The sequence below is a fragment of the Variovorax sp. V116 genome (assembly GCF_041154435.1).
GTDB classification, from domain to species: Bacteria; Pseudomonadota; Gammaproteobacteria; order Burkholderiales; family Burkholderiaceae_C; genus Variovorax; species Variovorax paradoxus.
The window spans coordinates 1,016,445-1,040,758 of the sequence record NZ_AP028662.1 but is presented as its reverse complement, the minus strand read 5'-3'; the positions used below and the strand labels follow the sequence as shown (position 1 = coordinate 1,040,758).

Below are 24,314 nucleotides of genomic sequence, written 5' to 3'. Positions count from 1 at the left end.
GCGCGAACTGCTCCAGGCTGGTACAGCACCGTGCAGCCCTGGCACAGGGTTTCCCCTGGCCGCCACAGGGCCTGTGTCAGCCGGCCTTGTTCCAGCGCAGCTTGCGGTAGATGGTGTTGCGGCTGATGCCCAGGCGCTTGGAGGCGACCGAGATGTTGCCGTCGGCCGCCGCAAGGGCGCTGCGGATCATCTCGATCTCGGCTTCCCCGAGCGTGCGTGGCGCGCTCGGGGCGGCGGCGGACGATGGCTCGGCGTCTTGCGAGGGTGGGGGCAGGGGCTCGGGCGCGGCGGCGGCGTAGGCCGCCTGCGTTGCAGCGAAGTCCGGCGCGGGAGAGGGCGCGGGTGCGGGTGCGAATGCCGGCGCAATGGCCGCCGCCTGGGGCCGCACGCGCCGCACATCCTCCAGGAAGTCGTCCGACAAGTGGTGCTCGCAGATGTGGCTTTCGCCCGCGCCCATCACAGCGGCGGTGCGCAGCACGTTGGCCAGCTGGCGCAGGTTACCGGGCCAGGCATAGGCCTTGAAGAGCGCGAGCACCGAGGCGTCGATCGCGGGCGTGTCCTGCGGGCATTCGGCCAGCAGGATGCGCCGCGCCACCACGTCCAGGTCGCTGCGCTCGCGCAGCGCCGGCAGCCGCACCACCAGGCCGTTGAGGCGGTAGTAGAGGTCTTCGCGGAAGGTGCCCGCATCGATCATCTCGCGCAGGTTGCGGTGCGTGGCGCCGATGACGGCAATGTCCACCGGGATCGACTTGAGGCTGCCCAGCGGTGTGACGTTGCGTTCCTGCAGCACCCGCAGCAGCCGCGCCTGCAAGGGCAGCGGCATGTCGCCGATCTCGTCCAGGAACAGCGTGCCGCCGTTGGCCTGCACGATGCGCCCGACCGCGCCCTTGCGGCGCGCGCCGGTGAAGGCGCCGTCCTCGTAGCCGAACAGCTCGGCCTCGATCAGCGATTCGGGGATGGAGGCGCAATTGACCGCCACGAAGGGCTGCCGGGCGCGGTTCGAGTCCTGGTGCACGGCGCGCGCGAGCAGCTCCTTGCCGGTGCCGGTCTCGCCGAGGATGAGCAGCGGGATGTCGCGGTTGATGACGCGCCGCACCTTCTGCAGCGTGGCGGCGATCTGCGCGTCGCCGGTGTCCAGGTAGCGCAGGCCGGAGAAGGGGGCCTGCGCCAAAGGGCAGGGCGGCCGCGCGGCCGCGGCGGCGGCCGCGTCGCGGGCGGGAGTGGGCATGCGCGCTTCCACCGAGGTCACGGGCATGTCCAGCACCACCGCGCGCTGCGGCCCGTTGAAGCGCGCGCTGACGTGGAACTGCTGCCCGTTGGCCGCATGCAGCATCATCGGCGTGGGCAGCGGCGTGCGGAAATGGTCGAACACGGCCGAGGCCGTGATGCCGAACAGGCTCGGCAGGCTCTGCATGCGCAGCGCGGCAATGCTCATGTCGAGCTGGTCCAGCGCGCTGCGGTTGGCGCCCAGGATCTTGCCGTCCACGCCCACCACGATGATCCCCTCGAGCAGCGTGCCGATGAACTCCGCGCGGCCATGGAAGTGCAGCCGCAGGCGGTTGCCGTAGTCGTCCGACAACCACTGGTTTTCGATCATGCGCGCCGACATGCGCACCAGGCCCATCGTGTGCTGATGGTAGGAGCGCTGGTCCCCGGTGACGTCGAGCACGCCCAGCATCTCGCCGCGCGGGTCGAAGATCGGCGCGGCCGAGCAGGTGAGGAAGTTGTTGGCGTGGATGAAGTGCTCGCCGCCATGCACGACGGTCGGCGTTTCCTCGACCAGCGTGGTGCCGATGGCGTTGGTGCCCTTGGAATGCTCGGCCCAGCTCACGCCCGGCGTGAGCGCCACCTTGTTGGCGCGCTGCAGGAACCTGTCGTCGCCCACGGAGTGCAGGATGGTGCCGGTGGTGTCGGCCAGCACGATCATGCTGTCGGTGTCGACGATCTGCTCGAGCAGCATCTCCATCACCGGCGCCGCATGCGTGAACAGCCGCTGGTTGCGCTCGCGCGCCACCGCGAGGTCGCTGTGCTGCAGCGGATCGAAGTCCGGCCGCTCCACGCGCGACAGGCCCAGCGCGGCGCAGCGCTCGTGCCACTGCTGGATCAGCTCGCTGCGGCCGGCCCGGGGGGGCGCGACGGCCAGCGCCGACGGCGCGGTCCAGCCATGGGGAGGGCTGGCTGGGGCATGAAAGGCATCAACCATCTGCTGTCTCCTGGCCCGCTTTTTTTGCGGGCGGCTTGTCTCTGGCCAGTTTCGAATGCTGTTCACTGGTCGCTTCATTCTGGAACACCTCTCGTGGGCCAGGTGTTCCGTGCCGACGCTGCCACAGCAAGGATGCCACAGCAACCGGCCCTTGTGGGCGCTGTCCCGCGACCGGGACGCTACAGGGAAGGCAAGTTGTGTTCCCGCTTGAAGCAATGGCCCCTTGGCACAGCGATTGCGAATTTGTGCGGGTTCCCCATCACCACAACGGAGACCCGACATGATGAATCCCGATCCACGAACCCTGCGGCCCCTGGCCCGCGCCGTGCTGGCCGCGGCGATGCTGGGCATGGCCCTTTCCGGCGCTGCCCGGGCCCACGGCGACGTCACGCCGCAGGCCGTCGACACCTCCTCGCTGCCAAAGCTGGGCGAGCAGTGGCGCGCCGAGAACCCGTTCCGCGGCAACAGCGGGGCCGTCACGGTCGGCACCTCCGCCTACAACCAGAACTGCGCGCGCTGCCACGGCATCGACGCCATCTCCGGCGGCATCGCGCCCGACCTGCGCAAGATCGACAACGACTGCGCCTCGCTCAAGGACGCCGTGCGCAAGGCGGCCTGCGTGAAGGAGATCGACGACTACTTCCTCACCACCGTGCGGCGCGGCCGCACGCGCAACGGCGCCGTCTACATGCCGCCGTTCGAGGGAACGATGAACCAGGAGGCGATCTGGTCGATCAAGTCCTACCTGGAGACGCGGCGCGACAAGCCGATGTGAGCCCGCGGCCATGCACACACCTCCTTCTTCTTTTTCGCGGCTCTCGCGCCGCGCCTGCCTGCAGTGGGCCGCGGCCGCCGGCGTGGCCGCACTCGCGGGCACGGCGCGCGCGGGCGCGCTCGAACGGATCCGCGCACGCGGCACGCTGAGCGTGGCGATCTACCAGGACATGCCGCCGTTCCACGTGGCCGGCGAGGGCATCGACATCGAGCTGGCGCGCGCGCTGGCCGGCGCGCTCGACGTGAAGCTCTCGCTGCTGCCCTTCCTGGCCGACGAGAACATGGGCGACGACCTGCGCAACATGGTGTGGCGCGGCCACTACCTGGGCTTCGGCCCGGCCGACGTGCTGCTGCACGTGCCGGTGGACCGCCCGCTGATGGACGAGACGCCGCAGGCGCTCATCTTTGCGCCGTACTACCGCGAGCGCGTGGTGCTCGCGCGGCGGCTTGACCGCCTGCCGCAGCTGGATACGCTCTCGGCGCTCGGCGATGCGAAGGTGGCCGTGTCCGGCAAGACGCTCGCGGGCTGGCTCATGATCGGCGCCGACAACGGCGCCTACCGCGACCAGCTCGACACCCAGCCCAAGGACGGCGCCGAGGCCGCGCGCGCCCTGCAGCGCGGCGAAGTGGCCGCGGCCGCGGGGCTCGCGTCCGAGATCGAGTCGGTGCTGCGCGGCGACGCGCGCTTTGCGATTGCGCCGCTGCCCTCGCCGCGCCTCCAGCGCAACGGCTGGGCGGTGGGCATGGCGGTCAAGAAGGACGCCACCGACCTGGCGCAGGCGCTGCAGGCCGGCGTCAACGCGCTGGTCCAGAGCGGGCGGCTGCGCACGCTGTTCGAAGGAGGAAACGTCGCCTGGCAGGCGCCGTGAACCGGCGAGCCATGGCACTCGACCTTGCGCATTCCAGCAGCGGATACCCACAACCACCACCCCCAACGACGGACGACGCGTCCGAACCACCCATGAGCCTGCCCAACCCCATCGAATCCGTCCTGGTCGAGAACCGCGTGTTCCCTCCCGACGCCCGCGCCAGCGCCGGCGCGCGCATTGCCGGCATGGCCGCCTACGAGGCCCTGTGCCAGGAAGCCGAACAGGACTTCGAAGGCTTCTGGAGCCGCCTGGCGCGCGAGAACCTGAGCTGGACCCAGCCCTTCAGCCGCACCCTGGACGAATCCAACGCCCCCTTCTACCAATGGTTCGGCGACGGCGAACTCAACGCCAGCGCCAACTGCCTGGACCGCCACATCGGCACCCCCGTCGAACACAAGACCGCCATCGTCTTCGAAGCCGACGACGGCGCCGTCACCCGCGTCAGCTACAAGGAACTGCTCGCCCGCGTGAGCCAGTTCGCCAACGCCCTGAAGGCCGCCGGCATCGGCAAGGGCGACCGCGTCATCATCTACATGCCCATGACCATCGAGGGCGTGGTCGCCATGCAGGCGTGCGCGCGCATCGGCGCCACCCACAGCGTCGTGTTCGGCGGCTTCTCCGCCAAGGCCCTGCAGGAGCGCATCATCGACGCCGGCGCCGTGGCCGTCATCACCGCCAACTACCAGCTGCGCGGCGGCAAGGAGCTGCCCCTCAAGGCCATCGTCGACGACGGCATCGCCCTGGGCGGCTGCGAATCCATCCGCACCGTCTTCGTCTACGAACGCACCCCCAGCGCCTGGGCGCGTGTCGAAGGCCGCGACAAGACCTTCGCCGAGGCGCTCCAGGGCCAGATCACCGACTGCCCGCCCGTGCCGGTGAATGCCGAGCACCCCCTCTTCATCCTCTACACCTCCGGCTCCACCGGCAAGCCCAAGGGCGTGCAGCACGCCACCGGCGGCTACCTGCTGTGGGCCCGGCTCACCATGGACTGGACCTTCGACATCCGGCCCGAGGACGTCTTCTGGTGCACCGCCGACATCGGCTGGATCACCGGCCACACCTACGTCGCCTACGGCCCCCTGGCCGCCGGCGCCACCCAGGTCGTGTTCGAGGGCATCCCCACCTTCCCGCACGCCGGGCGCTTCTGGCAGATGATCGAGCGGCACCAGGTCAGCGTCTTCTACACCGCCCCCACCGCCATCCGCTCGCTCATCAAGGCCGCCGAATCGGACGAGAAGGTGCACCCGAAGAACTGGAACCTGGACAGCCTGCGCATCCTCGGCTCGGTCGGCGAGCCCATCAACCCCGAAGCCTGGATGTGGTACCACCGGAACATCGGCCATGAGAAATGTCCGATCGTCGACACCTTCTGGCAGACCGAGACCGGCGGCCACGTCATCACGCCCTTGCCGGGCGCCACGCCGCTGGTGCCGGGCTCGTGCACCCTGCCGCTGCCGGGCATCATGGCCGCCATCGTGGACGAGACCGGCAAGGACCTGCCCAACGGCGCGGGCGGCATGCTGGTCATCAAGCGGCCCTGGCCCTCGATGATCCGCACCATCTGGAACGACCCCGAGCGCTTCAGGAAGAGCTACTTCCCCGAGGAGATGGGCGGCACCATCTACCTGGCCGGGGACGGCGCGGTGCGCAGCGAAGACCGCGGCTACTTCCGCATCACCGGGCGCATCGACGACGTGCTGAACGTCTCGGGGCATCGCCTGGGCACGATGGAGATCGAATCGGCGCTGGTGTCCAAGACCGACCTGGTGGCCGAGGCGGCGGTGGTGGGGCGGCCCGACGACGTGACGGGCGAGGCGGTGTGCGCCTTCGTGGTGCTCAAGCGCGGGCGCCCGAGCGGCGAGGAGGCCAAGCAGATCGCCAACGAACTGCGCGCCTGGGTGGCCAAGGAGATCGGCCCGATCGCCAAGCCCAAGGACATCCGCTTCGGCGAGAACCTGCCCAAGACGCGCAGCGGCAAGATCATGCGGCGCCTGTTGCGCAGCATCGCCAAGGGCGAGGCCATCACGCAGGACATCTCGACGCTGGAAAATCCGGCGATCCTGGAGCAGCTCGCGCAGAAGAACTGAGCCGAAGCCGCCTCGCGCGCCGATCCCTGCCGTCCGGTGCATCGGCAGGCATCACGCGAACTGGTGATGCGGCCGCATCCGCGGACGCCGAGAATTTCTCTGGCAAAAGAAAGGATCGGCCGTGCAACACCTTTTCACGTTCGCGCTGGTGCTTGCGCTCCTGTCGGGATGCGCCGCCACTTCCTCCACGTCGTCTTCATCGGTGCCACTGCCGCCCGACGTCGCCATCACGCCTCCCGACGCCACACTGGCGCCACAGCATCGCGCGTTCTCCGGCAAATGGTCCGGCAAGTGGCGAGGCCTGGCGGGCGGGCAGCAGCAGGAAACGGTGCTCGTGGTGGAAAGCGTGACGGCCGACGGCGCAACGGTCGTCTACGCGCAGGGCGACCACAGCCGCTTTCGGTCCTTCCATCGGCGGACCACCGCGCGCATCGCGGACGGCAAGCTGAGCTTCACTTTCGACCAGCGCTCGCCGATCACGTTCACCTACCAGCTGCAGCCCGACGGCACCCTCGAGGCGCAGTCGCAGTCCAGGGGGTTCACGGCGGTCGCGACCTTGACCCGGGCAAGCTCCTAGCGCAACGGCGGCCTGCCGGTCATGGTCCCACGCGCAGGGCGGCCCGCACCAGGTCCACCTGCCTCGTGCAGTCCATCTTCACCATCATCATTGCCACCTGTTTGCGCACGGTGTGGATGGACACGCCGCGGCGCAGCGCAAAGTCGTTCAACGAAACGCCGGTGGCCAACGCATGCAGCACGCGCGCCTCGGCCAGCGTGATGTCGAGCGCCTGCGACAGCAGGTCGGGGCTTGCCAGCGGGCCCGCGGCCGCGCGCCGCAGCCGGATGAAGACCATCGGTTCCCTGCCGAAGCGCAGCGCGGGGTTGGCACACGTCAGCTCGACGTGCAGCGGGCCGCCGCAGCGGCTGTCCCTGAAAGCGAGCCGCTCGACCCGGCCAGCCCCTGCGGCGCGCAGCACCGCCGCCAGCAATCGTTCGCGCTCCCCGGCATTCGGATGCGAGAGCCGCGCACCCTGAACGACGACGGTTCCCCGCGTGTCGAAGATGGCTTTCGCGGCCGGAGAAGCGTGCACCACATGGCCCGTGCCGTGGACCAGGCAGCTGGCCTCGCCCAATGCGTCGAAGGCGCTGTCGGTGGCTGCGAGCCACGAAGCCGCCTGCGCCCGGCGCCGTTCCGCCGCCAGCTGCACCGCCTGGCTGTAGGCGCGGATCCGATCGCTCGCGAGGAAGGAAGACAGCCCGTCCCATGCCGACGCGCGCTGGAATCCAAAGCTCGTTCTCCGGTCCGGACCGTTCTCGATGATGAAGGAGTAGAGCTGCCTCATGCGGTGCTTGCACATGAAGTCGACGTAGTAGGCATTGCGCTCGCGCAGCGGCTTCGGAAGCAGGGCCTGCGTATCCAGCCATGAGCCCTCGGGCTTCGCCACGTTCGGCTGGGTCATGACGTCTTCCGTATGGAAGTGCTCCGCGTAGTCGCGCACCGCGGCCGCATCGGCACCCGACTGCTGGACGTCGACCACGCCGGTGCCCTCGAAGACGATCAGCACGGCCGCATCGCTTCCCACCAGCCGGCTGGCCGTCGAAAGAATGGCGGACCACGGAGGATCGGGGTCCGAGAGGTGGTGAACCGCCTCGAGCGCGCTGCGCAATACGGCGTCAGGCTGCATGGGCTTTCCTCCTGAAGGAAAGATTGCCTCGATCTGCGCGCCCGCGCCGCCCGAGGCAACCCGCACCTGGGAATGTCGTGGAAACGGCCCCGACTGGATATCACTCATTTGAGTGATGACGTAGATCGGCGCCCGAACCCCTCTCTTTGCCAGGGCCATCCAGCCGTTGCCTTCCGCTGCGATTCATCTCATGACAATCTCGTTCGCCAGATGATTCGACCGGTCGGGATCTGCCGAGGAAGAAAGAGCACCTGATGTCCAGCAATGAACTGAATCTGCCTGAACGCTTCGATTTCAAGGGACACGCGGTTGCGTGGGGATCCATCGGCGAGGGACCTCCGGCCGTGCTTCTTCACGGCACGCCGTTTTCCTCGGCCGAGTGGCGGCGGATTGCGCCATGCCTTGCCCGCGAGCGGCGCGTCTTCTACTTCGACATGCTGGGCTATGGCCTCTCCGACAAGCCGGATGCAGATGTCTCGCGCGGCGTGCAGAGCGAACTCTTCGCCGCGCTGTATCGGCACTGGGGGCTCGGCAGTCCCGACGTGGTGGCGCATGACTTCGGCGGATCGAACGCGCTGCGCGGCCACCTGCTGAACGGCCTGGACTATCGCTCGCTGGTCCTGATCGATCCGGTGGCGATCAGCCCGCAAGGCTCGCCGCTGGTGCAGGCGGCGAGGAAGCATGAAGAGGTGTTCGCGAGCCTGCCAACCTACATCCACGAGGCCATGCTGCGGGCGTACATCGGCACGGCCGTGGGGAGCGCGCTGCACGAGGACGAGATGCAGCGCTACCTCGCGCCCTGGCTCGGCGATGAGGGGCAGAAGGCATTCTGGCGGCAGGTCGCGCAGATGGACGACAAATACACCGAGGAAGTCGAGTGGCGCTATGGCGAGATGCGCTGCCCCGTCGCCATTCTGTGGGGAGAGGAAGACGAGTGGATTCCGATGGCCGACGGGCGCGAGTTGGCCCGGCGCATGGGCACTGCGTCCTTCACGCCGGTGCCCGGTGCCAAGCACCTGATGCAGGAAGATGCGCCCGAGGCGATCGTGGCTGCGGCCTTGCGGTTGTGGGCGGCGGTCGATCGATGATTGCCGGGTGCCGGCCGCAGGTCACAGCAATCGCAATCCCCGGGGAAATCGAATGAAGGCCTGCGCCGGTTCGGGCATCTTGCCCGCCCTGGCGATCTCCGCGAAGCCCTCTTCCGTGATGCGGGTCACGGTGGCCACCTGCCATACGGCTTGCCGCGCGCGCGATCTGATGGCTGCGAACTCGGCCTCGATCAGGCCTGTGGCCACGAGCAGCGAGACCTGCCGGACTTCCTCCGGATCGGTGACGCGGACAGGCAACTGCACACGGTGCAGCCTCAACAGCAGAAAGAGCGGCATTTGGTTCTCCGATGGCCGGCTCGAGGGGTGCCTCGAATGCCGTCCGTTTGGAATTGGTTGAATGTGAATTTGTCACATTCAAAGCCGCCACCCGAGTCAGAATAAGTCGATCGGCCGTGTCCGCCACCGCCGCCTCGCAGACAGGTCCTAGCCCGGGCGCAGGACCGAGGGGTTGAGCGCGTCCTTCAGGCGCCCCGCGGCAAACGCGTTGACGTGGTCGAAGGCGATGCCGAAGTAGCGCTCGTAGTTGTCGCGCTCGACATAGCCGATGTGCGGCGTGCACAGCGCATTGGGCAGATGCAGGAGCGGATGTTCGCCGGCGCGTACGGGCTCTTCCTCGAACACGTCCACGGCCGCGAAGCCCGGCCGGCCCGCCGCCAGCGCGCGTTCCAGCGCACCGGGCGCGACCAGTTCGGCGCGGCTGGTGTTCACCAGCAGGGCGCTGGCCTTCATGCGGGCCAGGTCTTCGTCCGAGACCATGCCCCGGGTGTGCTCGTCGAGCCTCACATGCAGGCTGACCACGTCGCTCTGTGCGAAGAAGGCCTCGCGCGAGGGCGCGACTTCGAAGCCGTCTGCGCGTGCCGCCGCAGTCGAGCCCTCGCGCCCCCACACCCAGACCTTCATGCCGAACGTGCGCCCGTAGGCGGCCACCTGGCGGCCGATGCGCCCGTAGCTCCACACGCCCAGACGCTGGCCGCCGAGCTGCTGGCCCAGGTGGCCCTGCCACCGACCCTGGCGCAGGCGCGTGGCTTCCTCGACCAGATGCCGGCGGCTTGCCAGCGTCAGTGCCCAGGTCAGTTCAGCAGTGGCCGAACCCGCGCCGCTGCCTTCGGCCACCGCCACGCCGCGGGCGGTGCAGGCCGCGAGATCGACGTGGCCCGCCAGCTTGCCGGTCTGGCTGATGAGACGCAACCGGGGCAGCCGCTCGAGCAGCGCCGCATCGATGCGCGTGCGCTCGCGGGTGAGCACGATGGCCTCGGCATCCGCGAAACGCGCCGCGAGTTCATCGGTGCCCTTCACCGTGTCGTTGAAGATGCGGACATCGTGTCCAGCGAGCTTGCCGAAGCAGTCGAGCGTGCGGACGCAGTCCTGGTAGTCGTCGGGGATGACGATGCGCATCGGGCGGCGCTCCTTCATTGCAAGGTGATGTTCAACTGCTCGACCGTGCGCTTCCACAGCGCGAGGTCGTCGCGTATCAGCGCCGTGAAGTCGGCCGGCGGCATGCCGCCCGGCTCGATGCCCTGGGCCTGGAAGATCTCGCGCACTTCCTGCGCATCGAGCGAGCGCTTGACCTCGGCATAGAGCCGCTGCATGAGCGGCGCGGGCGTGCCGGCCTTCAGCAGCAGCCCGTACCAGCCATGCACGTCGAAGCCGGGATAGCCCTGCTCGGCGACGGTCGGCACATCGGGCAGGCCGGCGAAGCGCGACTTGGGCGCGACCGCGAGCGCGCGCAGCTTGCCCGCCTTGATCTGCGCGAGCGCCGAACTCATGTCGAGGAACATGAACTGGATCTGGCCGCCCAGCAGGTCCTGCACCGCCGGGCCGGCGCCCCGGTAGGGCACATGCACCGCGCGGATGCCGGCGCGCTGCACGAACAATGCGGCGCCCAGGTGCGCAGAGGTGCCGTTGCCGGAGGAGCCGTACGAAAGGCTGCCGGGCTTGGCCTTGGCCATCTCGACCAGCTCCTGCAGGTTCCTGGCGGGGAAGTCCGGCTTCACCACCACCGCATGCGGAATGAAGCCCACCACCGTGAGCGGCGCAAAGTCGCGCAGCGTATCGAAAGGATAGTTCGGCATCAGCGCCGGATTGGTGACCGCGAGGATCGAGGGAAAGACCATCGTGTAGCCGTCGGCCGGGCCGCGCGCGATCTCGCTCATGCCGATCACGCCGCCACCGCCGGGCTTGTTGTCGACGATCACGGGCTGGCCGAGGCCGGGGGCCATGTTCTTGGCGATGGCGCGCGCCATCAGGTCGGTCGGGCCGCCGGCCGCAAAGGGCACGACGATGCGGATCGGCTTCGACGGAAAGGCGGACTGCGCGCTTGCGAGCGGGCTCAGGGCCGCGAGCGCAAGGCCGGCGCCCGCAGCGGCGTGGAAGCCTCGGCGCGACATGCGATTGAGGTTCATGGTGTCTCCATTTTTTGTCATGCACCGGATCAAGGGGCGAGCACGGCCATGCCGTCGGCGCTGCGCACGGATGTATGTCTCTCTTTCCCGCTTGCCGGTGTGTCCGAGCTTAGGACGCATACTCCGCCAGCGCACCTGCCTTCTTCCACTGCGTGGAATTGGAGGGCTGCCGCAAGGAGACACCGAATGCCCACCCCATCCAACCGTTCGCTCGAACGCGGAATCGAGATCCTGCGTGCCTTCCGGCCCGGCTCCACGCTGCTGGGCAACGGTGAGCTCGCGGAGCGCACCGGCCTGGCGCCAGCCACCGTGAGCCGCCTGACGCAGACGCTGGTCGGCGCGGGACTGCTCGAGCACGACCGGCGCGCGCGCGCCTACCGGCTCGCGGCGCCGGTGCTGAGCTTCGCGCATGCCATGCGCACCGGCTCCACCGTGCTGCAGGTGGCTGCCCCGCGGATGCGGGCGCTGGCCGAGAAACTGCGCATCAACGTCGGGCTCGCGGTCGCCGACCGTTCCGAGATGCTGTACCTCGAATCGATCCGCTACAACAAGAAGGCGTCGCTGCGCAGCGTGGTGAGCGGACAGCGCGTGCCGATCGAGCTCACCTCGCTCGGCCGTGCCTGGCTGGCAACGGCGCCGCCGGCGCGGCGCGCCGAACTGGCGAAGGAGTTCGAGGCGCGCCGCAGCAATTGGCCGCGGCTTCGCAGGGAGATCGACAGGGCCATCGAGAGCGTGCGCCGCCGCGGCTGGTGCGTGGCCTCGTGGCAGCCCGAGATCGTTGCGCTGGCCATGCCGCTGGCGCTTCCGAACGAGCCCGTGCACGTGCTCAATGCGAGCCTGTCCACCAGCGATCCGGCGAACGAGGTGGCGCTCGAACTGGGTGCGCCGCTGCTGGCGCTCGGCGAGCAGATCACCCGCGAATTCATCGCGCGCGGCGGCAGTCTGGCGTAGGCCATTCGCCAGATGATGGCGAGAAGCCTGTAGGACGGCGTTGACGGGGCTGGCGTGCAGGTCCACCATGGCCAGGCCACCATCCGGAACTTCAAGGAGATCTCATGGCTGAGAGCGACAAGGTGTTCTCGGGTTCGATCCCGAAGTTCTACGACACGCTGATGGTCCCGCTGATCTTCGAGGCCTATGCCGCCGACATGGCGGAGCGTGTCGCGACCTTCTCGCCCGGCGCGGTGCTCGAGACGGCGGCCGGCAGCGGCGTGGTCACGCGGGCGCTGGCGCCAAAGCTGGGGGCCGGTGCACGCTACGTGGTGACCGATCTCAACCAGCCCATGCTCGACTACGCCGCCAGCCGGCAGGGTGCCGACAGCCGCATCGAGTGGCGGCAGGCGGATGCGCTTCACCTGCCGTTCGACGATGCCTCGTTCGACGTCGTTTGCTGCCAGTTCGGCGCCATGTTCTTTCCCGACCGCAGTGCCGGCTACGCCGAGGCGCGCCGCGTGCTGAAGCCGGGCGGGCGATTCGTCTTCAATGTCTGGGACCGCATCGAGGAGAACGCCTTTGCCGACGAGGTCACCCAGGCCGTCGCCGCGGTGTTTCCGCACGATCCGCCGCGGTTCCTTGCCCGCACGCCGCACGGCTATCACGATGTGGCGCTGATCCGCGAGGATCTGAGCCGCGCAGGATTCGCCGACATCGCAATCCAGACGCGTGAGAAGCGCAGCCGCTCGCCCTCGGCGCGCGAAGTGGCCACGGCCTACTGCCAGGGAACGCCGCTGCGCAACGAGATCGAGGCGCGCGACGCCAGCCTGCTTCAGCGCGCGACGGACCGCGCGACGGAGGCGATCGCCAGCCGCCATGGCGAAGGGCCGGTGGAAGGCAAGATCCAGGCGCATGTGATCGTGGCGGCGGGATAGCGCGGGCCCAGCAGGCGTCTGCGATCGGCGCGGGCAATTGGCCCCGCTCGAGAGCAGACAAAAATCTTTTTATGGTCTGTCCATGCGGGCGGCGCTTCAACGCGGCGAGGGCGTTGGCAACACTAGCGGCAACAAAAACGCGTCCGGACATCGCCCGCTCGCACCGGCGATCCGCTCGCCCCTTGCCCGGAGACAGACCATGCCCCCCACGACTTCGCGGCTGCGCCGCCTGATCTTCAAGGCCGGTGCCTCGGCCGTCCTGTCCATCAGCGCCGCGAGTGCCTTCGCGGCCTACCCCGACAAGCCCATCAAGCTGATCGTGCCGTATCCGCCGGGCGGCGCGACCGACGTGATCGGCCGGATCATCGCGCTCAAACTGGGCGAGCAGCTGGGACAGCAGGTGGTCGTCGACAACCGGGGCGGCGCCGGCGGCAACGTGGGCGCCGAAGCCGCTGCCAGGTCTGCGCCGGACGGCTACACCTTGTTGATGGGTGCGCTCACCTCCCATGCAACCATGGCCACGCTGGAGAAGGGAAAGATCCGCTACAGCATCACCAAGGACTTCGCGCCCGTCATGGTGGTGGGGTCGGTGCCGCTGGTGGTGGTCGTGAACCCCAGGCTTGCGGTGAAAGACCTCAAGGAACTGGTCGCCTATGGCAAGGCCAACCCCGAAAAGCTGAACTACGCGTCGTCGGGCGCGGGCGCGCCGCAGCGCCTGGCCGCCGAGATCATCCGCAGCGATGCGAAGATCAGCATGACGCACATCGCCTACAAGGGCAGCGGTCCCGCGATGACGGATCTGGTGGGCGGGCAGGTGAACATGATGGTCGAGACGGTGCCCGCGGCGCTGCCGTTCATCGTCTCGGGCAAGCTGCGTGCGCTGGCGGTAACGATGCCCGAGCGCATCTCGATGCTCCCGGAGGTGCCGTCCGCGGTCGAAGCCGGGATGCCGGCGCTGGACATCGCATCGACTTTCGGCGTGCTCGCTCCCGCCGGCACGCCCGAGGCCATCGTTGCGCGGCTGAACGAAGCATTGGCCGGGCTGGTTCGATCGCCCGAGGTCAAGGACATGCTGCTCAAGCAGGGCGTCTATGTGGCAGAGCCGACGACGCCGGCGCAAACGGCAAAGCGCATCGAGCTCGAGGTGGCCCGCTGGGAGAAACTGATCACCACGGCCCACATCAAGGCGGACGAATGAGGCCAGCAGTCCCGATGCACAGAACAAAGGTAACGCAAGCATGACCGACGAGAAATCTCCTTTCGAGCCCGACGATGCAGCCGACGGATCCGGCATGCGCAAGGGCCTCACCAGCTACGGCGACCAGGGCTTCTCGCTCTTCCTGCGCAAGGCCTTCATCAAGGGCGCGGGCTTCACCGACGCGGCGCTCGACCGTCCGGTGATCGGCATCTCCAACACGGGGAGCGCCTACAACCCCTGCCATGGCAACGCACCGCAGCTGGTCGAGGCCGTCAAGCGCGGCGTGATGCTGGCAGGGGGGCTGCCGATGGACTTCCCGACGATCTCGATCCACGAGAGCTTTGCCGCGCCGACCAGCATGTACCTGCGCAACCTCATGTCGATGGACACCGAGGAGATGGTGCGCGCCCAGCCCATGGACGCCGTGGTGCTGATCGGCGGCTGCGACAAGACCGTGCCGGCCCAGCTGATGGGCGCGGCTTCGGCCGGCATTGCCTCGATCCAGCTGATCACGGGCTCGATGCTCACGGGCGGCCATCGCGGCGAACGGGTGGGCGCCTGCACCGACTGCCGGCGCTATTGGGGCAAGTACCGCGCCGGCGAGATCGATGCGGAGGAAATCGCCGACGTGAACAACCAGCTGGTCGCGAGCGTGGGCACCTGCTCGGTGATGGGAACGGCCAGCACCATGGCGTGCATTGCCGAGGCGCTGGGCATGACCGTGCCGGGCGGTGCATCGCCGCCCGCCGTGACGGCGGACCGCATCCGCATCGCCGAGCAGACCGGCGCCCAGGCGGTACAGATGGCGCGCACCGGCCTGACGATCGACAAGGTGTTGACGCCCGAGGCCTTCGAGAACGCGATGCGGGTGCTGTTGGCGATCGGGGGCTCGACCAACGGCATCGTGCACCTCGCGGCGATCGCCGGGCGCATGGGGCTGGAGATCGATCTGGCCGCGCTCGATCGCATGGGGCGGGAAACGCCGGTGCTGCTCGACCTGAAGCCATCGGGCCAGTGGTACATGGAGGATTTCCATCATGCGGGCGGGATGGCGACCCTGCTGCGCGAACTGAAGCCGCTGCTGCACCTTGGCGCCATGACCGTCAGCGGCCGCACGCTCGGCGAGGAGATGGAGCGGGCGGGCCCGGGCTTTCAGCAGACGGTGGTGCGGTCGATCGGCAACCCGATCTATCCCCAAGGCGGCATTGCCGTGCTGCGAGGCAATCTCGCCCCGGGCGGCGCCATCATCAAGCAGTCCGCCGCGGACCCGAAGCTCATGGAACACGAAGGACGGGTCGTGGTGTTCGAGAACATCGAGGACCTGGTCCACCGCATCGACAGCGAGGAGCTCGATGTCACGGCGCAGGACGTGCTCGTGCTCAAGAACATCGGCCCCAAGGGCGCGCCGGGCATGCCCGAGGCCGGCTACATTCCGATCCCGCGCAAGCTGGCCCGCGCCGGCGTCAAGGACATCGTGCGGATCTCCGACGGCCGCATGAGCGGTACGGCGTTCGGCACCATCGTGCTTCATGTCACGCCCGAATCCGCGGCCGGCGGTCCACTGGCCCATGTCCGCAATGGCGACCGCATCCGCTTGAGCGTCGAGCGCCGCGAGATCGCATTGCTGGTCTCCGCGGAAGAACTCGCCCGGCGCGCGCAGGAGTCCCCGGTCGCCGTACCGACCGCCGAGCGCGGCTACCGCAAGCTGTTCCTGCAGACGGTGACGCAGGCCGACCTGGGCGTGGACTTCGATTTTCTGCGAGCGGCCCGGATGGTCGGCAAGGTGCCGCGCTAGCATGGACCGCCGGCCTGCCGATGCGGTGAGGTGGTCCGAAGGCGCGGAGCCGCCGAACACGCGCGTTCCAGCCGATGCCTGCGACTGCCATCACCACATCTACGATGCACGCTACCCGTTCGCGCGGGGCGCGGCACTGCGGCCTGGCGATGCATCGATCGCCGACTACCAGGCCTTGCAGAAGCGCATCGGCACGACGCGCAATGTGATCGTCCAGCCGTCGAGCTACGGGACCGACAACCGCCTGCTGCTCGAGTCGATCGCGCAGTTCGGCGAAAAAGCGCGCGGCGTGGCCGTGGTGGACACCGACGTGACGGATGCCCAGCTGCGCGAACTGCACAGCGCGGGCGTTTGCGGCATCCGGTTCAATCTCGCACCGCCGGGTGCGACCACGTTGGCCATGGTGAAGCCGCTGGCCGCGCGGATCGCGCCGATGGGCTGGCATGTCCAGGTCAACGCGCCCGCGGCCTTTCTGCTGGAGGCGCGTGCGATCTGGGCGGACCTGCCGGTCCCCGTGGTGTTCGACCACCTGGCGCGCGTGCCTCAACCGAACGCGACACAGCACCCGGCCTTCCTGATGGTTCGCGGCCTGCTCCAGCAGGGCAGGGCCTGTGTCAAGCTGTCCGGGTTCTACAACGAATCGGCGGTGGGCGCGCCGGGCTATGCGGATGCCGTGGCGGTGGCCGCCGCCTACGCGCGCGAAGCGCCGGAGCATGTGCTCTGGGGAAGCGATTGGCCGCATCCGACGGAGCAGCCGCACAAGATCCCGAACGATGCGGCCTTGCTCGATGCTTTTGCCGATGCGGTGCCGAGCGAGGCCGCGCGCAAGTCGATCCTGGTCGACAACCCGGCCAGGCTGTATCAGTTTTCCTGAGCGTACATGGCCTGCGCTTCGTGCAGCAGCGCCTGCGACAAGGCAGCGCGTGGGCCGTGCGTGGCCCACACCAGGCCCACGCGCCGCACGGGCGCGCGCGAGGGCAGCGGGACCGGCACGATGCCGTAGCCGACGTGCCACATGGGCGACCAGTCCGGCAGCAGCGCCACGCCCAGGCCCTGCCCGACGAGGGCGGCGATCGCCATCAGGTTGTCGATCTCGAGCCGCTGCTTCACGACCAGGCCGTTGTCGCGAAGATAGCGATCGGCAAGCTGGCCACCCAGCACGGAGCGGTCGTAGCGAATGAAGGGTTCGGTCTCCAGCAACTGGTGGGCAGTGCGGTCCGCCAGGCCTGCGGGCGCCACCACCACGAGCCCTTCCTCCAGCAGCGCGTGCCATGCGCAGCCTTTCCCCACGGCGAACTGGGGCTCGACGACGATGGCGGCATCCAGCGCGCCGAGGGTCACCTGGCGGCAGAGCTCGACGGAATTCCCGGGAGCGACGAACACCGACAGGTCCGGGTACCGATCGTAGAGGCGCTTGAGCAGGGGCGGCAGCACGCCCGTCAGCGCCGAGCCGAACACGCCGAGCTTCAATTCGCCGAGCGCGAAGCCGTCGCCGGCGGCGGCCCGCAGGTCGCGGATTTCCCTCAGCACGGTGCGCGCCCGGTCGAGCATCTTCAGGCCGGCTGCGGTGGGGCGAACGGAGCGCCCCGCCCGCTGCACCAGGGAGAGCCCCATCTCTTCCTCCAGCGCCTTGACGCGCGCCGCAATGGCCGCAGGCGTCAGGTCCAGATGGCGTGCCGCTTCGGCCATCGATCCCAGCTCGACGACGGCAACAAAGCTCTGCAGGTAGCGGGTGTCCATGCGAAGGAATGTAACTTTGCGGATGAACCGGAACAAAAAATTATTTTGCTCTGACGGTGCCGCCATCGCTTCTTCCGAAGGGCCCGCGCTTTCAAACTCGGCCCGCACAAGCAATAAGGGCCCGCTTCGAATCCGTCGATCGGTGCCACCTTCGGAAGACATCACAGCATGACCACCAGACTACGCGGCGTGATTGCGCCCGTCCTGACACCCTTCACCGGCAGCCTGGCGCCCGATGTCGAACGCTTCATCGCGCACTGCGAATGGCTCGTCGGCAACAACGCGGGCCTGGCCATCTTCGGCACCAACTCCGAGGCCGCCTCGATCAGCGTGGCCGAGCGCAAGTCGTTGACCGAAGCACTGGTGGAAGCGGGCATTCCCGCGGCGAAGCTGATGCCGGGGACCGGCGCCTGCGCGCTCCCCGACGCGGTCGAGCTTTCGCGGCATGCGTCCGAACTCGGCGCAGCCGGCCTGCTGACGCTGCCGCCGTTCTTCTTCAAGGGCGTGTCCGACGACGGCGTGTTCGCCTACTACGCCGAGATCATCGAACGAGTGGGGCCCGGCTGTGCGCCGATCTACCTGTATCACATCCCGCAGTTCAGCCACGTTCCGATCACCCTGGGCCTGATCGAGCGGCTTCGCAAGCGCTATCCGACGGTGATCGCCGGCGCGAAGGACTCCTCGGGGGACTGGGCGAACACCAAGGCCATGATCGACAACTTCGCCGCCGATGGCTTCGACGTGTTTCCCGCCAGCGAGTCGCTGCTCTCAATGGCGATGCCGCTCGGTGGCGCCGGCTGCATCAGCGCAACGGTGAACATGAATCCCGCGGGAATCCACCGGGTCTATGCGGGATGGCAGGGTGCAGACGCTCCCGAACTGCAGGCCAGGGCCGATGCGGTCCGCAAGGTGTTCCAGGGCGGCTACATGATCCCCGCCATGAAGCATGCGCTGGCCACGTACGCCAACGATGCGCCATGGCGCATGGTGCGCCCGCCGCTCGCGCCCCTGGACAGCTCGACGCGCGATGCAATCGACGCGCAGCTTCAGGCCATCGACTTCAGCATGCCGGGCTATCCGCGCGCCTGAGTCCACTGCGGCGGCGAAGACCGCCTCGATGCCCGATTCGGATTCATACAAAAAAGGAGACACACATGACGCATTTTTCTCTTCCCGCGGCCTGGCCAGGCCTTTGCAGCGCCCGACGAAGCGCGGCAGCGCTGGCCCTGGCCGGCACCGTGCTCGCATTGATCGGCGCGCCTGCCATGGCGCAGCAGCAGCAGACGCTCACGATGTGGAGCCACTGGCCCGACGAGGTTTCGAAGCGCAGCTTCATCGAAGAGCGGGTGAAGCAGTTCGAGGCGGCTACGCCGCAGTGCAAGGTCAATCTGCAGTTCGTTCAGAAGGCGGACCTCTACACGTCCGTGAAAACCTCCGTGCGCACCGGCCAGGCACCGGACATCTTCTGGCTGGAGCCCGACGAGATCGCATTCGCCAAGAGCGGCTACCTCGAGCCGCTCGACAAGTACATCGACCTGGCCAACCTCGAGGACTGGGCCAAGCGCGCATGGACCTGGAACGGCAAGGTCTACGCCATGCCGCAGGAGGCCTACTCGGTCGAGCTTTACTACAACCGCGACCTGATGAAGAAGATCGGCGTGACGCCGCCGGCCGGCATGCAGATGACGCAGGCCCAGTTCGCCGACATGGTCAAGCGCTCGGTCGCCGCCGGCATCACGCCGACAGCCACGGGCGTGGGCGACCGGCCCTACCCGGGTGCCTACTTCCTGCAGGAGATCCTGTTGCGCAAGCTGGGCACCGAAGACTACGAGAAGCTCCTGACCGGCAAGCTGCCGTTCCAGGACCCGCGCGTGATCGAGGCCATGACCTGGGTCAAGCAGCTGGTCGATGCCGGCATGTTCCCCAGGAGCATGGCCACGATGAAGCTGGGCGAGTCGCACTACTACTTCCACACCAACCCGGGCGCGCTGATGTTCCCGATCGCAAGCTGGTACACCGGGCGCGCCTTCGTGGCACCGGAGCAGGGCGGGCAGCCCAAGGACTTTGCGCTCGGCCTGATGAAGTACCCGGCGATGGACGGCAGCAAGTGCCCCGAATGCAAGACGCTGGCGGTCGGCGGCAGCTACGTGATGTATTCGCGGAGCAAGAACAAGGAATGCGCGGGCAAGATGCTCTCGTCGCTCGCCACCGTGGAGAACGGCAACAAGTGGATGGAGAGCGTGCTGCTGCAGACGGGCGTCAGGACCGACCCGTCCCGCATCACCAGCATCTATGCACCGTACTTCAAGGAACTGCAGGAGCGCGGGGCCGGCGCCAGGTACTTCATCGGGACGCCGCTGCACTACATGAGCGGCAAGTGCGGCGACACCTTCGCGCAGGTGCTCAACCGGGCCTTCCCCGGTGGCCTGGTGAGCGTGAACGACGCCGCCGCGCAGATGGATGCGGCATGCAAGGCCTCGGGCTGATCCGGCAGGCTCGGAGCGATTCGACATGACAGATCCTTCTTCCGGCGTCGCAGCGGCGATGCGCCGCACGCTCGCCTCCTGGCTTTCGGCGCCGGAGGCCGACTCCCGGCGCGCTTCGCTGCCCACCGTGATGCTGTTCCTCGCGCCGGCATTGCTCGTGTATGCGGCCTTGACGGCCTATCCGGTGCTGCGCACCTTCTACAACAGCTTCTTCAACGTGGCCGACCTGGCCTCGTCGGAGTTCGTCGGCTGGGCCCACTATGCCGAGGTCTTCAAGGACAGGACTTTCTGGGCGGCGGTGCGCAACACCGCCGCCTGGTCGGTCATCGGACCCATCCTCGACGTGGTGGTCGGGCTGCTGCTTGCGCTGTGCCTGTACGCCGGCGTGCCGTTCTCGCGCTTCCTGCGCGTGGCGTGGTTCACGCCCGTGCTGCTGTCCTATGTGGTGGTGGGGATCATGTGGGTCTGGATCTACAACTACGACTGGGGCGTCGTGAACGGCATGCTGCGCGCCATGGGGCTCGAGAGCTGGGCGCAGGCCTGGCTGGGCGACCCGCGGTTCGCGCTAGGCTCGCTGATCGTGACCCATGCCTGGAAGTGGGCAGGCTTCAACATGGTCGTTTGCCTGGCCGCGCTGCATTCGCTGCCGTCGGAGGTGCTCGAGGCCGCCGAGCTCGACAACTGCGGCTGGTGGCACAAGCTCACCGACATCATCGTGCCCATGCTCTGGCCGACCTTGCTCAACCTCTACATCCTTGCCTTCATCGGCAAGATGAAAGTCTTCGACCTGGTCTGGATCATGACCGAGGGCGGCCCGGTGTGGTCAACCGAAACGGTGTCGACCTATGTGTACAAGCGGGCCTTCAACTGGAACACCTTCGACCTCGGCTATCCCTCGGCGATTGCCGTGGTGTGGTTCTTCGTGGTGGTCGGCTTCGTCGTCTTCTTCAACCTGCTGTTCCGTCGCCGCGAGCGCATGGAGTACTGATTTCATGACCTCGGCTTCCACCACCCTGAAACCACCCGCCGCGGTGGATCATCGCGAACCGCTGACGGCCGCGCTTTCGCGCATGCTGCGCAACGGCGGGCTCATGGCCGCCGTGGTGCTGTACACGCTCTACTCCGCGCTGCCTTTTCTGTGGATCGGGACGATGTCGGTGCGCACGACCTCCGAGATCAGCGCCAACCACTTCGCATGGCCCGAAACCTTTCATTGGGAGAAGTTCCGCATCGCATGGGTGGATTCGAACTTTGCGCAGTACTTCTGGAACAGCTCGCTCATCGTCGTTTCCGCGGTAGCCATCGTCACGCTGCTGGGCGCGGCGGCGGCGCATTGCCTGGCGCGCTACAACTTCCGCGGCAACCGGCTGGTCTACTTCATCCTGTTCAGCTCGATCGTCTTCCCGCCGCAGATCATCCTGATCTCGCTGTTCCAGGTGCTGGTGGAGTACGAGCTCTACAACTCGCGGCTCGGCCTGATGATCGTGTACGTGAGCCTGCAGTTGCCGTTGACGGTGTACCTGCTCGAAGGCTTCTTCGCCCGCATTCCGCAGGACCTCTTCGACGCCGCCAAGATGGACGGGTATTCCGACTTCGAGATCTTCTGGCGCATCGTGCTGCCGGTGGGAATGCCGGCCATCGCGACCACCATCATCCTGAACTTCATCCAGCTCTGGAACGAGTTCCTGTTCGCGGTGGTGCTGCTGAGCGACCAAGGCTCGCGCACGCTCCCCATCGGCATCCGTGCGTACATGGGGGACTACTTCCAGGACATCGGGATGATCGCCACCGGCATGATGATCGCGGTCATTCCGGTGGTGGTGCTGTACGCCTTCTTCTCCGAGAAGCTCATTCAGGGCATGACGGCCGGCGCCGTCAAGTGAGCGCCGGGCCTTTCTTCTTCTCTTCCCAATTCCAACGACCGGGGCACAAACCGTGGCAGCAGTCCATCTCGAAAACATCTTCAAGCGCTACAAGGGCACGGCGCAGCCCGCCGTCGACGACGTGTCGCTGTCCGTGCAGGACGGCGAATTCATGGTCCTGCTCGGCCCCTCGGGCTGCGGGAAGTCGACCACGCTGCGCATGATCGCGGGGCTGGAGGCGATCAGCGAAGGCTCGCTGGCCATCGACACGCGCAAGGTCAACGAGGTGCCCGCCAAGGACCGCGACATTGCCATGGTGTTCCAGTCCTATGCGCTCTATCCGCACATGACGGTGGCCGACAACCTGTCGTTCGGACTTCGAAGGCGCAAGGTGGATAGCCAGCAGATTGCCGCACGCGTGAAGTCGGCCGCCGGCATCCTGGGCCTGAACGAGCTGCTGGCGCGTAAGCCCGCGGCGCTGTCGGGTGGGCAGCGGCAGCGCGTGGCGCTCGGCCGCGCGATCGTGCGCGAGCCCAAGGTCTTCCTGTTCGACGAGCCGCTGTCGAACCTCGACGCGGCGCTGCGGGTGAACACACGCAACGAGCTGGTGCGGCTGCACCGCCGGCTGGGCGCGACCATGATCTATGTGACGCATGACCAGGTCGAGGCCATGACCATGGGCCAGCGGATCTGCGTCATGAACAAGGGCAAGGTGGCCCAGGTCGGCAAGCCGCTGGACGTCTACCGCGCGCCGGCCGATGCCTTCGTCGCCCGTTTTCTCGGCAACCCGCCGATGAACATCCTGAAGGCGCGCATCGTGCAGGGCCCGTCCTCTGCTGTCGCGGCACTGGGCGGGAGCGAACTTCCACTGGCCCGCTGGGCCCGCGCCGCGCTGCCTCCGGCGAGTGAACTGCTGGTTGGCGTGCGGCCCGAGGAACTGCAATTGCACGAGGCCCGCGAGGGCGTCGGCACGCTGCGGGGCGTGGTCTCGGCCATCGAGCCGCTGGGTGCGGAGACGCTCCTCATGGTCTCGCTGGAGGGCGATGCCGGCGATGTCATGGCCCGCCTGCACCGCGATGTGAAAAGCAGCATCGGCGATCGCGTGGGCCTGACCATTCCGGACGAGGCGCTTTATCTGTTCGATGCCTTCACGGAGAAGGCGATCCCCGCCGCCGACGTGGGCGCGCCATGACGAAGCCCTTGCGCGTGGGCCTGGTCGGCGCAGGTTGGGTCAGCTCGCACCATCTTGCGGGTTGGCGGGCGCTCGAAAGGCAGGCCGTGGTCGTGGCCATCGCCGACCCGAACATCGCCAACGCCGAGGCGCGTGCACGCGAGTTCGGCATCGCCCGGGTCTTTGCGAGCGCGCAGGAGATGCTTGACGCGATGCCTCTTGATGCGGTCGACGTGGCGGCGCCGCGCGAATTCCATGCGGCCATCGTGCGCGCCGCGGCAGAGCGTGGCCTGGCCGTGCTGTGCCAGAAGCCCCTGGCTCCCACGCTCGCCGAAGCCCGTGCACTGGCCGACGAAGTGGCGCCCAGGTGCCGGCTCATGGTCCACGAGAACTGGCGCTTCCGTCGCTGTTACCGCGACCTCGCGGGATGGCTCGCGGAGGGCCGCATCGGAGACGTGGTCCAGGCGAGCATGACCTTGATGACCTCCGGCCTGCTGCCCGACGAGGCCGGCAGGCTGCCTGCGCTCGAGCGCCAGCCCTTCATCGCGGGTCTGGAGCGCGCACTGGTGATGGAGATACTGATCCACCACATCGACACGTTGCGCTTTCTGCTGGGCGAACTGACGCTGGTGCATGCGCGGCTCGGGCGCGCGAGCCCGGTGATGCGCGGCGAGGACCGGGCCTTCCTGTCCTTCGAGACCACGTTGCAGGCCCCGGTGGCGCTGCTGGCCAACCTGTCGGTGCACGGCCGCGCGCCGGCCCAGGCCGACCGGCTGACCCTGGTCGGCACCAAGGGGACCATCGAGCTCGAGGACGACACGCTGCGCTGCCTGGGTGCACAGCCTGCTGAGCTGCGCTACGACCTGCCCGCGTGCTATCTCGCCTCCTACGCGGCAACGATCGCGCATTTTGTCGACAGCGTACGCAATGGCCGCGCCTTCGAGACCGAGCCGGCCGACAACCTGCGCACGCTGGCGCTGGTCGAGGCGGTGTATCGGCAAGGGGAAACTGCGAGCGAAGCCTTCCTGGAACGGACGCCGCGGATCGGGGCCTGAATCGGCACCC

22 protein-coding genes are annotated in these 24,314 nt (G+C 67.9%); 16 read left to right on the top strand and 6 right to left on the bottom strand.

Going from position 1 to position 24,314, the window contains the following annotated elements; genetic code table 11:
• Positions 1-76 precede the first annotated feature (76 nt).
• Positions 77-2,203 (bottom strand): sigma-54-dependent Fis family transcriptional regulator, encoded by a 2,127-nt coding sequence (locus ACAM58_RS30935; protein ID WP_062365260.1) that lies wholly within the window; start codon positions 2,201-2,203, stop codon positions 77-79.
• A gap of 280 nt (positions 2,204-2,483) precedes the next feature.
• Between ACAM58_RS30935 and pedF the strand changes: the two genes are divergently transcribed.
• The 4 genes from pedF to ACAM58_RS30915 all read left to right on the top strand — a co-directional run bounded on the left by pedF (position 2,484) and on the right by ACAM58_RS30915 (position 6,510).
• Entirely contained in the window at positions 2,484-2,978 is a 495-nt protein-coding gene (gene pedF, locus ACAM58_RS30930; protein WP_015866272.1) for a cytochrome c-550 PedF, read from the top strand.
• A 10-nt stretch (positions 2,979-2,988) separates the two neighbouring features.
• A complete protein-coding gene (locus tag ACAM58_RS30925) occupies positions 2,989-3,846 on the top strand; it encodes an ABC transporter substrate-binding protein (protein WP_015866273.1) in 858 nt (285 codons plus the stop codon).
• 92 nt (positions 3,847-3,938) lie between these two features.
• Entirely contained in the window at positions 3,939-5,933 is a 1,995-nt protein-coding gene (acs, locus tag ACAM58_RS30920) for an acetate--CoA ligase (protein ID WP_369664635.1), read from the top strand.
• A 121-nt stretch (positions 5,934-6,054) separates the two neighbouring features.
• Positions 6,055-6,510 carry a hypothetical protein gene (locus ACAM58_RS30915; RefSeq protein WP_015866275.1) on the top strand — a complete coding sequence of 152 codons (456 nt, stop codon included), beginning with the start codon at positions 6,055-6,057 and terminating at the stop codon, positions 6,508-6,510.
• 19 nt (positions 6,511-6,529) lie between these two features.
• Here the strand turns inward: ACAM58_RS30915 and ACAM58_RS30910 are convergent, their stop codons facing one another.
• Complete coding sequence (locus ACAM58_RS30910; RefSeq protein ID WP_015866276.1) at positions 6,530-7,618, bottom strand: LuxR C-terminal-related transcriptional regulator; 1,089 nt, start codon at positions 7,616-7,618, stop codon at positions 6,530-6,532.
• Between the two features lie 254 nt (positions 7,619-7,872).
• Between ACAM58_RS30910 and ACAM58_RS30905 the strand changes: the two genes are divergently transcribed.
• Positions 7,873-8,706, top strand: coding sequence for an alpha/beta fold hydrolase (locus ACAM58_RS30905; protein WP_015866277.1), 834 nt, complete (start codon positions 7,873-7,875; stop codon positions 8,704-8,706).
• Positions 8,707-8,727: 21 nt separating this feature from the next.
• Here the strand turns inward: ACAM58_RS30905 and ACAM58_RS30900 are convergent, their stop codons facing one another.
• From ACAM58_RS30900 to ACAM58_RS30890, 3 genes are all read right to left on the bottom strand, one after another.
• Positions 8,728-9,003, bottom strand: coding sequence for a hypothetical protein (locus ACAM58_RS30900; protein WP_015866278.1), 276 nt, complete (start codon positions 9,001-9,003; stop codon positions 8,728-8,730).
• Positions 9,004-9,150: 147 nt separating this feature from the next.
• Complete coding sequence (locus ACAM58_RS30895; protein WP_015866279.1) at positions 9,151-10,122, bottom strand: D-2-hydroxyacid dehydrogenase family protein; 972 nt, start codon at positions 10,120-10,122, stop codon at positions 9,151-9,153.
• 14 nt (positions 10,123-10,136) lie between these two features.
• Positions 10,137-11,129 (bottom strand): tripartite tricarboxylate transporter substrate binding protein, encoded by a 993-nt coding sequence (locus tag ACAM58_RS30890; RefSeq protein WP_015866280.1) that lies wholly within the window; start codon positions 11,127-11,129, stop codon positions 10,137-10,139.
• A gap of 186 nt (positions 11,130-11,315) precedes the next feature.
• Between ACAM58_RS30890 and ACAM58_RS30885 the strand changes: the two genes are divergently transcribed.
• From ACAM58_RS30885 to ACAM58_RS30865, 5 genes are all read left to right on the top strand, one after another.
• The gene (locus ACAM58_RS30885; protein WP_015866281.1) at positions 11,316-12,080 is read left to right on the top strand and encodes an IclR family transcriptional regulator; all 765 of its coding nucleotides are present in this window, start codon (positions 11,316-11,318) and stop codon (positions 12,078-12,080) included.
• Positions 12,081-12,184: 104 nt separating this feature from the next.
• On the top strand, positions 12,185-12,997 hold the full coding sequence (locus ACAM58_RS30880; RefSeq protein ID WP_369664634.1) for a class I SAM-dependent methyltransferase: 813 nt from the start codon (positions 12,185-12,187) through the stop codon (positions 12,995-12,997).
• Between the two features lie 199 nt (positions 12,998-13,196).
• The gene (locus tag ACAM58_RS30875) at positions 13,197-14,195 is read left to right on the top strand and encodes a tripartite tricarboxylate transporter substrate binding protein (RefSeq protein WP_062365269.1); all 999 of its coding nucleotides are present in this window, start codon (positions 13,197-13,199) and stop codon (positions 14,193-14,195) included.
• Positions 14,196-14,235: 40 nt separating this feature from the next.
• The gene (locus tag ACAM58_RS30870; RefSeq protein ID WP_015866284.1) at positions 14,236-15,990 is read left to right on the top strand and encodes an IlvD/Edd family dehydratase; all 1,755 of its coding nucleotides are present in this window, start codon (positions 14,236-14,238) and stop codon (positions 15,988-15,990) included.
• 1 nt (position 15,991) lies between these two features.
• The gene (locus ACAM58_RS30865; RefSeq protein WP_015866285.1) at positions 15,992-16,864 is read left to right on the top strand and encodes an amidohydrolase; all 873 of its coding nucleotides are present in this window, start codon (positions 15,992-15,994) and stop codon (positions 16,862-16,864) included.
• Here the strand turns inward: ACAM58_RS30865 and ACAM58_RS30860 are convergent.
• Positions 16,852-17,730, bottom strand: a complete 879-nt coding sequence (locus ACAM58_RS30860; protein WP_041945825.1) for a LysR family transcriptional regulator — start codon at positions 17,728-17,730, stop codon at positions 16,852-16,854. The two genes, ACAM58_RS30865 and ACAM58_RS30860, sit on opposite strands and share 13 nt — an antisense overlap.
• A gap of 168 nt (positions 17,731-17,898) precedes the next feature.
• Here ACAM58_RS30860 and ACAM58_RS30855 point away from each other — a divergent pair, with 168 nt between their 5' ends.
• The 6 genes from ACAM58_RS30855 to ACAM58_RS30830 all read left to right on the top strand — a co-directional run bounded on the left by ACAM58_RS30855 (position 17,899) and on the right by ACAM58_RS30830 (position 24,304).
• A complete protein-coding gene (locus ACAM58_RS30855; protein WP_015866287.1) occupies positions 17,899-18,819 on the top strand; it encodes a dihydrodipicolinate synthase family protein in 921 nt (306 codons plus the stop codon).
• 65 nt (positions 18,820-18,884) lie between these two features.
• Entirely contained in the window at positions 18,885-20,216 is a 1,332-nt protein-coding gene (locus ACAM58_RS30850) for an ABC transporter substrate-binding protein (RefSeq protein ID WP_369664633.1), read from the top strand.
• Between the two features lie 25 nt (positions 20,217-20,241).
• Positions 20,242-21,204 carry a carbohydrate ABC transporter permease gene (locus tag ACAM58_RS30845; RefSeq protein WP_015866289.1) on the top strand — a complete coding sequence of 321 codons (963 nt, stop codon included), beginning with the start codon at positions 20,242-20,244 and terminating at the stop codon, positions 21,202-21,204.
• A gap of 4 nt (positions 21,205-21,208) precedes the next feature.
• On the top strand, positions 21,209-22,099 hold the full coding sequence (locus tag ACAM58_RS30840) for a carbohydrate ABC transporter permease (protein WP_015866290.1): 891 nt from the start codon (positions 21,209-21,211) through the stop codon (positions 22,097-22,099).
• A 52-nt stretch (positions 22,100-22,151) separates the two neighbouring features.
• The gene (locus tag ACAM58_RS30835; RefSeq protein ID WP_062365270.1) at positions 22,152-23,270 is read left to right on the top strand and encodes an ABC transporter ATP-binding protein; all 1,119 of its coding nucleotides are present in this window, start codon (positions 22,152-22,154) and stop codon (positions 23,268-23,270) included.
• Positions 23,267-24,304: a Gfo/Idh/MocA family protein gene (locus ACAM58_RS30830; protein ID WP_062365271.1), complete on the top strand. Its 1,038-nt coding sequence runs from the start codon at positions 23,267-23,269 to the stop codon at positions 24,302-24,304. Before ACAM58_RS30835 ends, ACAM58_RS30830 begins: the two co-directional genes overlap by 4 nt.
• Positions 24,305-24,314 lie beyond the last annotated feature (10 nt).

Excerpts from the sequence above, each read along its gene's own strand:
- ACAM58_RS30855 (WP_015866287.1), top strand. The coding sequence starts at position 17,899 with ATGACCACCAGACTACGCGGCGTGATTGCGCCCGTCCTGACACCCTTC.
- ACAM58_RS30870 (WP_015866284.1), top strand. The coding sequence starts at position 14,236 with ATGACCGACGAGAAATCTCCTTTCGAGCCCGACGATGCAGCCGACGGA.
- ACAM58_RS30910 (WP_015866276.1), bottom strand. The coding sequence starts at position 7,618 with ATGCAGCCTGACGCCGTATTGCGCAGCGCGCTCGAGGCGGTTCACCAC.
- pedF (WP_015866272.1), top strand. The coding sequence starts at position 2,484 with ATGATGAATCCCGATCCACGAACCCTGCGGCCCCTGGCCCGCGCCGTG.
- ACAM58_RS30860 (WP_041945825.1), bottom strand. The coding sequence starts at position 17,730 with ATGGACACCCGCTACCTGCAGAGCTTTGTTGCCGTCGTCGAGCTGGGA.
- ACAM58_RS30905 (WP_015866277.1), top strand. The coding sequence starts at position 7,873 with ATGTCCAGCAATGAACTGAATCTGCCTGAACGCTTCGATTTCAAGGGA.
- ACAM58_RS30840 (WP_015866290.1), top strand. The coding sequence starts at position 21,209 with ATGACCTCGGCTTCCACCACCCTGAAACCACCCGCCGCGGTGGATCAT.
- ACAM58_RS30875 (WP_062365269.1), top strand. The coding sequence starts at position 13,197 with ATGCCCCCCACGACTTCGCGGCTGCGCCGCCTGATCTTCAAGGCCGGT.
- ACAM58_RS30850 (WP_369664633.1), top strand. The coding sequence starts at position 18,885 with ATGACGCATTTTTCTCTTCCCGCGGCCTGGCCAGGCCTTTGCAGCGCC.
- ACAM58_RS30935 (WP_062365260.1), bottom strand. The coding sequence starts at position 2,203 with ATGGTTGATGCCTTTCATGCCCCAGCCAGCCCTCCCCATGGCTGGACC.
- ACAM58_RS30925 (WP_015866273.1), top strand. The coding sequence starts at position 2,989 with ATGCACACACCTCCTTCTTCTTTTTCGCGGCTCTCGCGCCGCGCCTGC.
- ACAM58_RS30885 (WP_015866281.1), top strand. The coding sequence starts at position 11,316 with ATGCCCACCCCATCCAACCGTTCGCTCGAACGCGGAATCGAGATCCTG.
- ACAM58_RS30895 (WP_015866279.1), bottom strand. The coding sequence starts at position 10,122 with ATGCGCATCGTCATCCCCGACGACTACCAGGACTGCGTCCGCACGCTC.
- ACAM58_RS30900 (WP_015866278.1), bottom strand. The coding sequence starts at position 9,003 with ATGCCGCTCTTTCTGCTGTTGAGGCTGCACCGTGTGCAGTTGCCTGTC.
- ACAM58_RS30845 (WP_015866289.1), top strand. The coding sequence starts at position 20,242 with ATGACAGATCCTTCTTCCGGCGTCGCAGCGGCGATGCGCCGCACGCTC.
- ACAM58_RS30890 (WP_015866280.1), bottom strand. The coding sequence starts at position 11,129 with ATGAACCTCAATCGCATGTCGCGCCGAGGCTTCCACGCCGCTGCGGGC.
- ACAM58_RS30880 (WP_369664634.1), top strand. The coding sequence starts at position 12,185 with ATGGCTGAGAGCGACAAGGTGTTCTCGGGTTCGATCCCGAAGTTCTAC.
- ACAM58_RS30865 (WP_015866285.1), top strand. The coding sequence starts at position 15,992 with ATGGACCGCCGGCCTGCCGATGCGGTGAGGTGGTCCGAAGGCGCGGAG.
- ACAM58_RS30830 (WP_062365271.1), top strand. The coding sequence starts at position 23,267 with ATGACGAAGCCCTTGCGCGTGGGCCTGGTCGGCGCAGGTTGGGTCAGC.
- acs (WP_369664635.1), top strand. The coding sequence starts at position 3,939 with ATGAGCCTGCCCAACCCCATCGAATCCGTCCTGGTCGAGAACCGCGTG.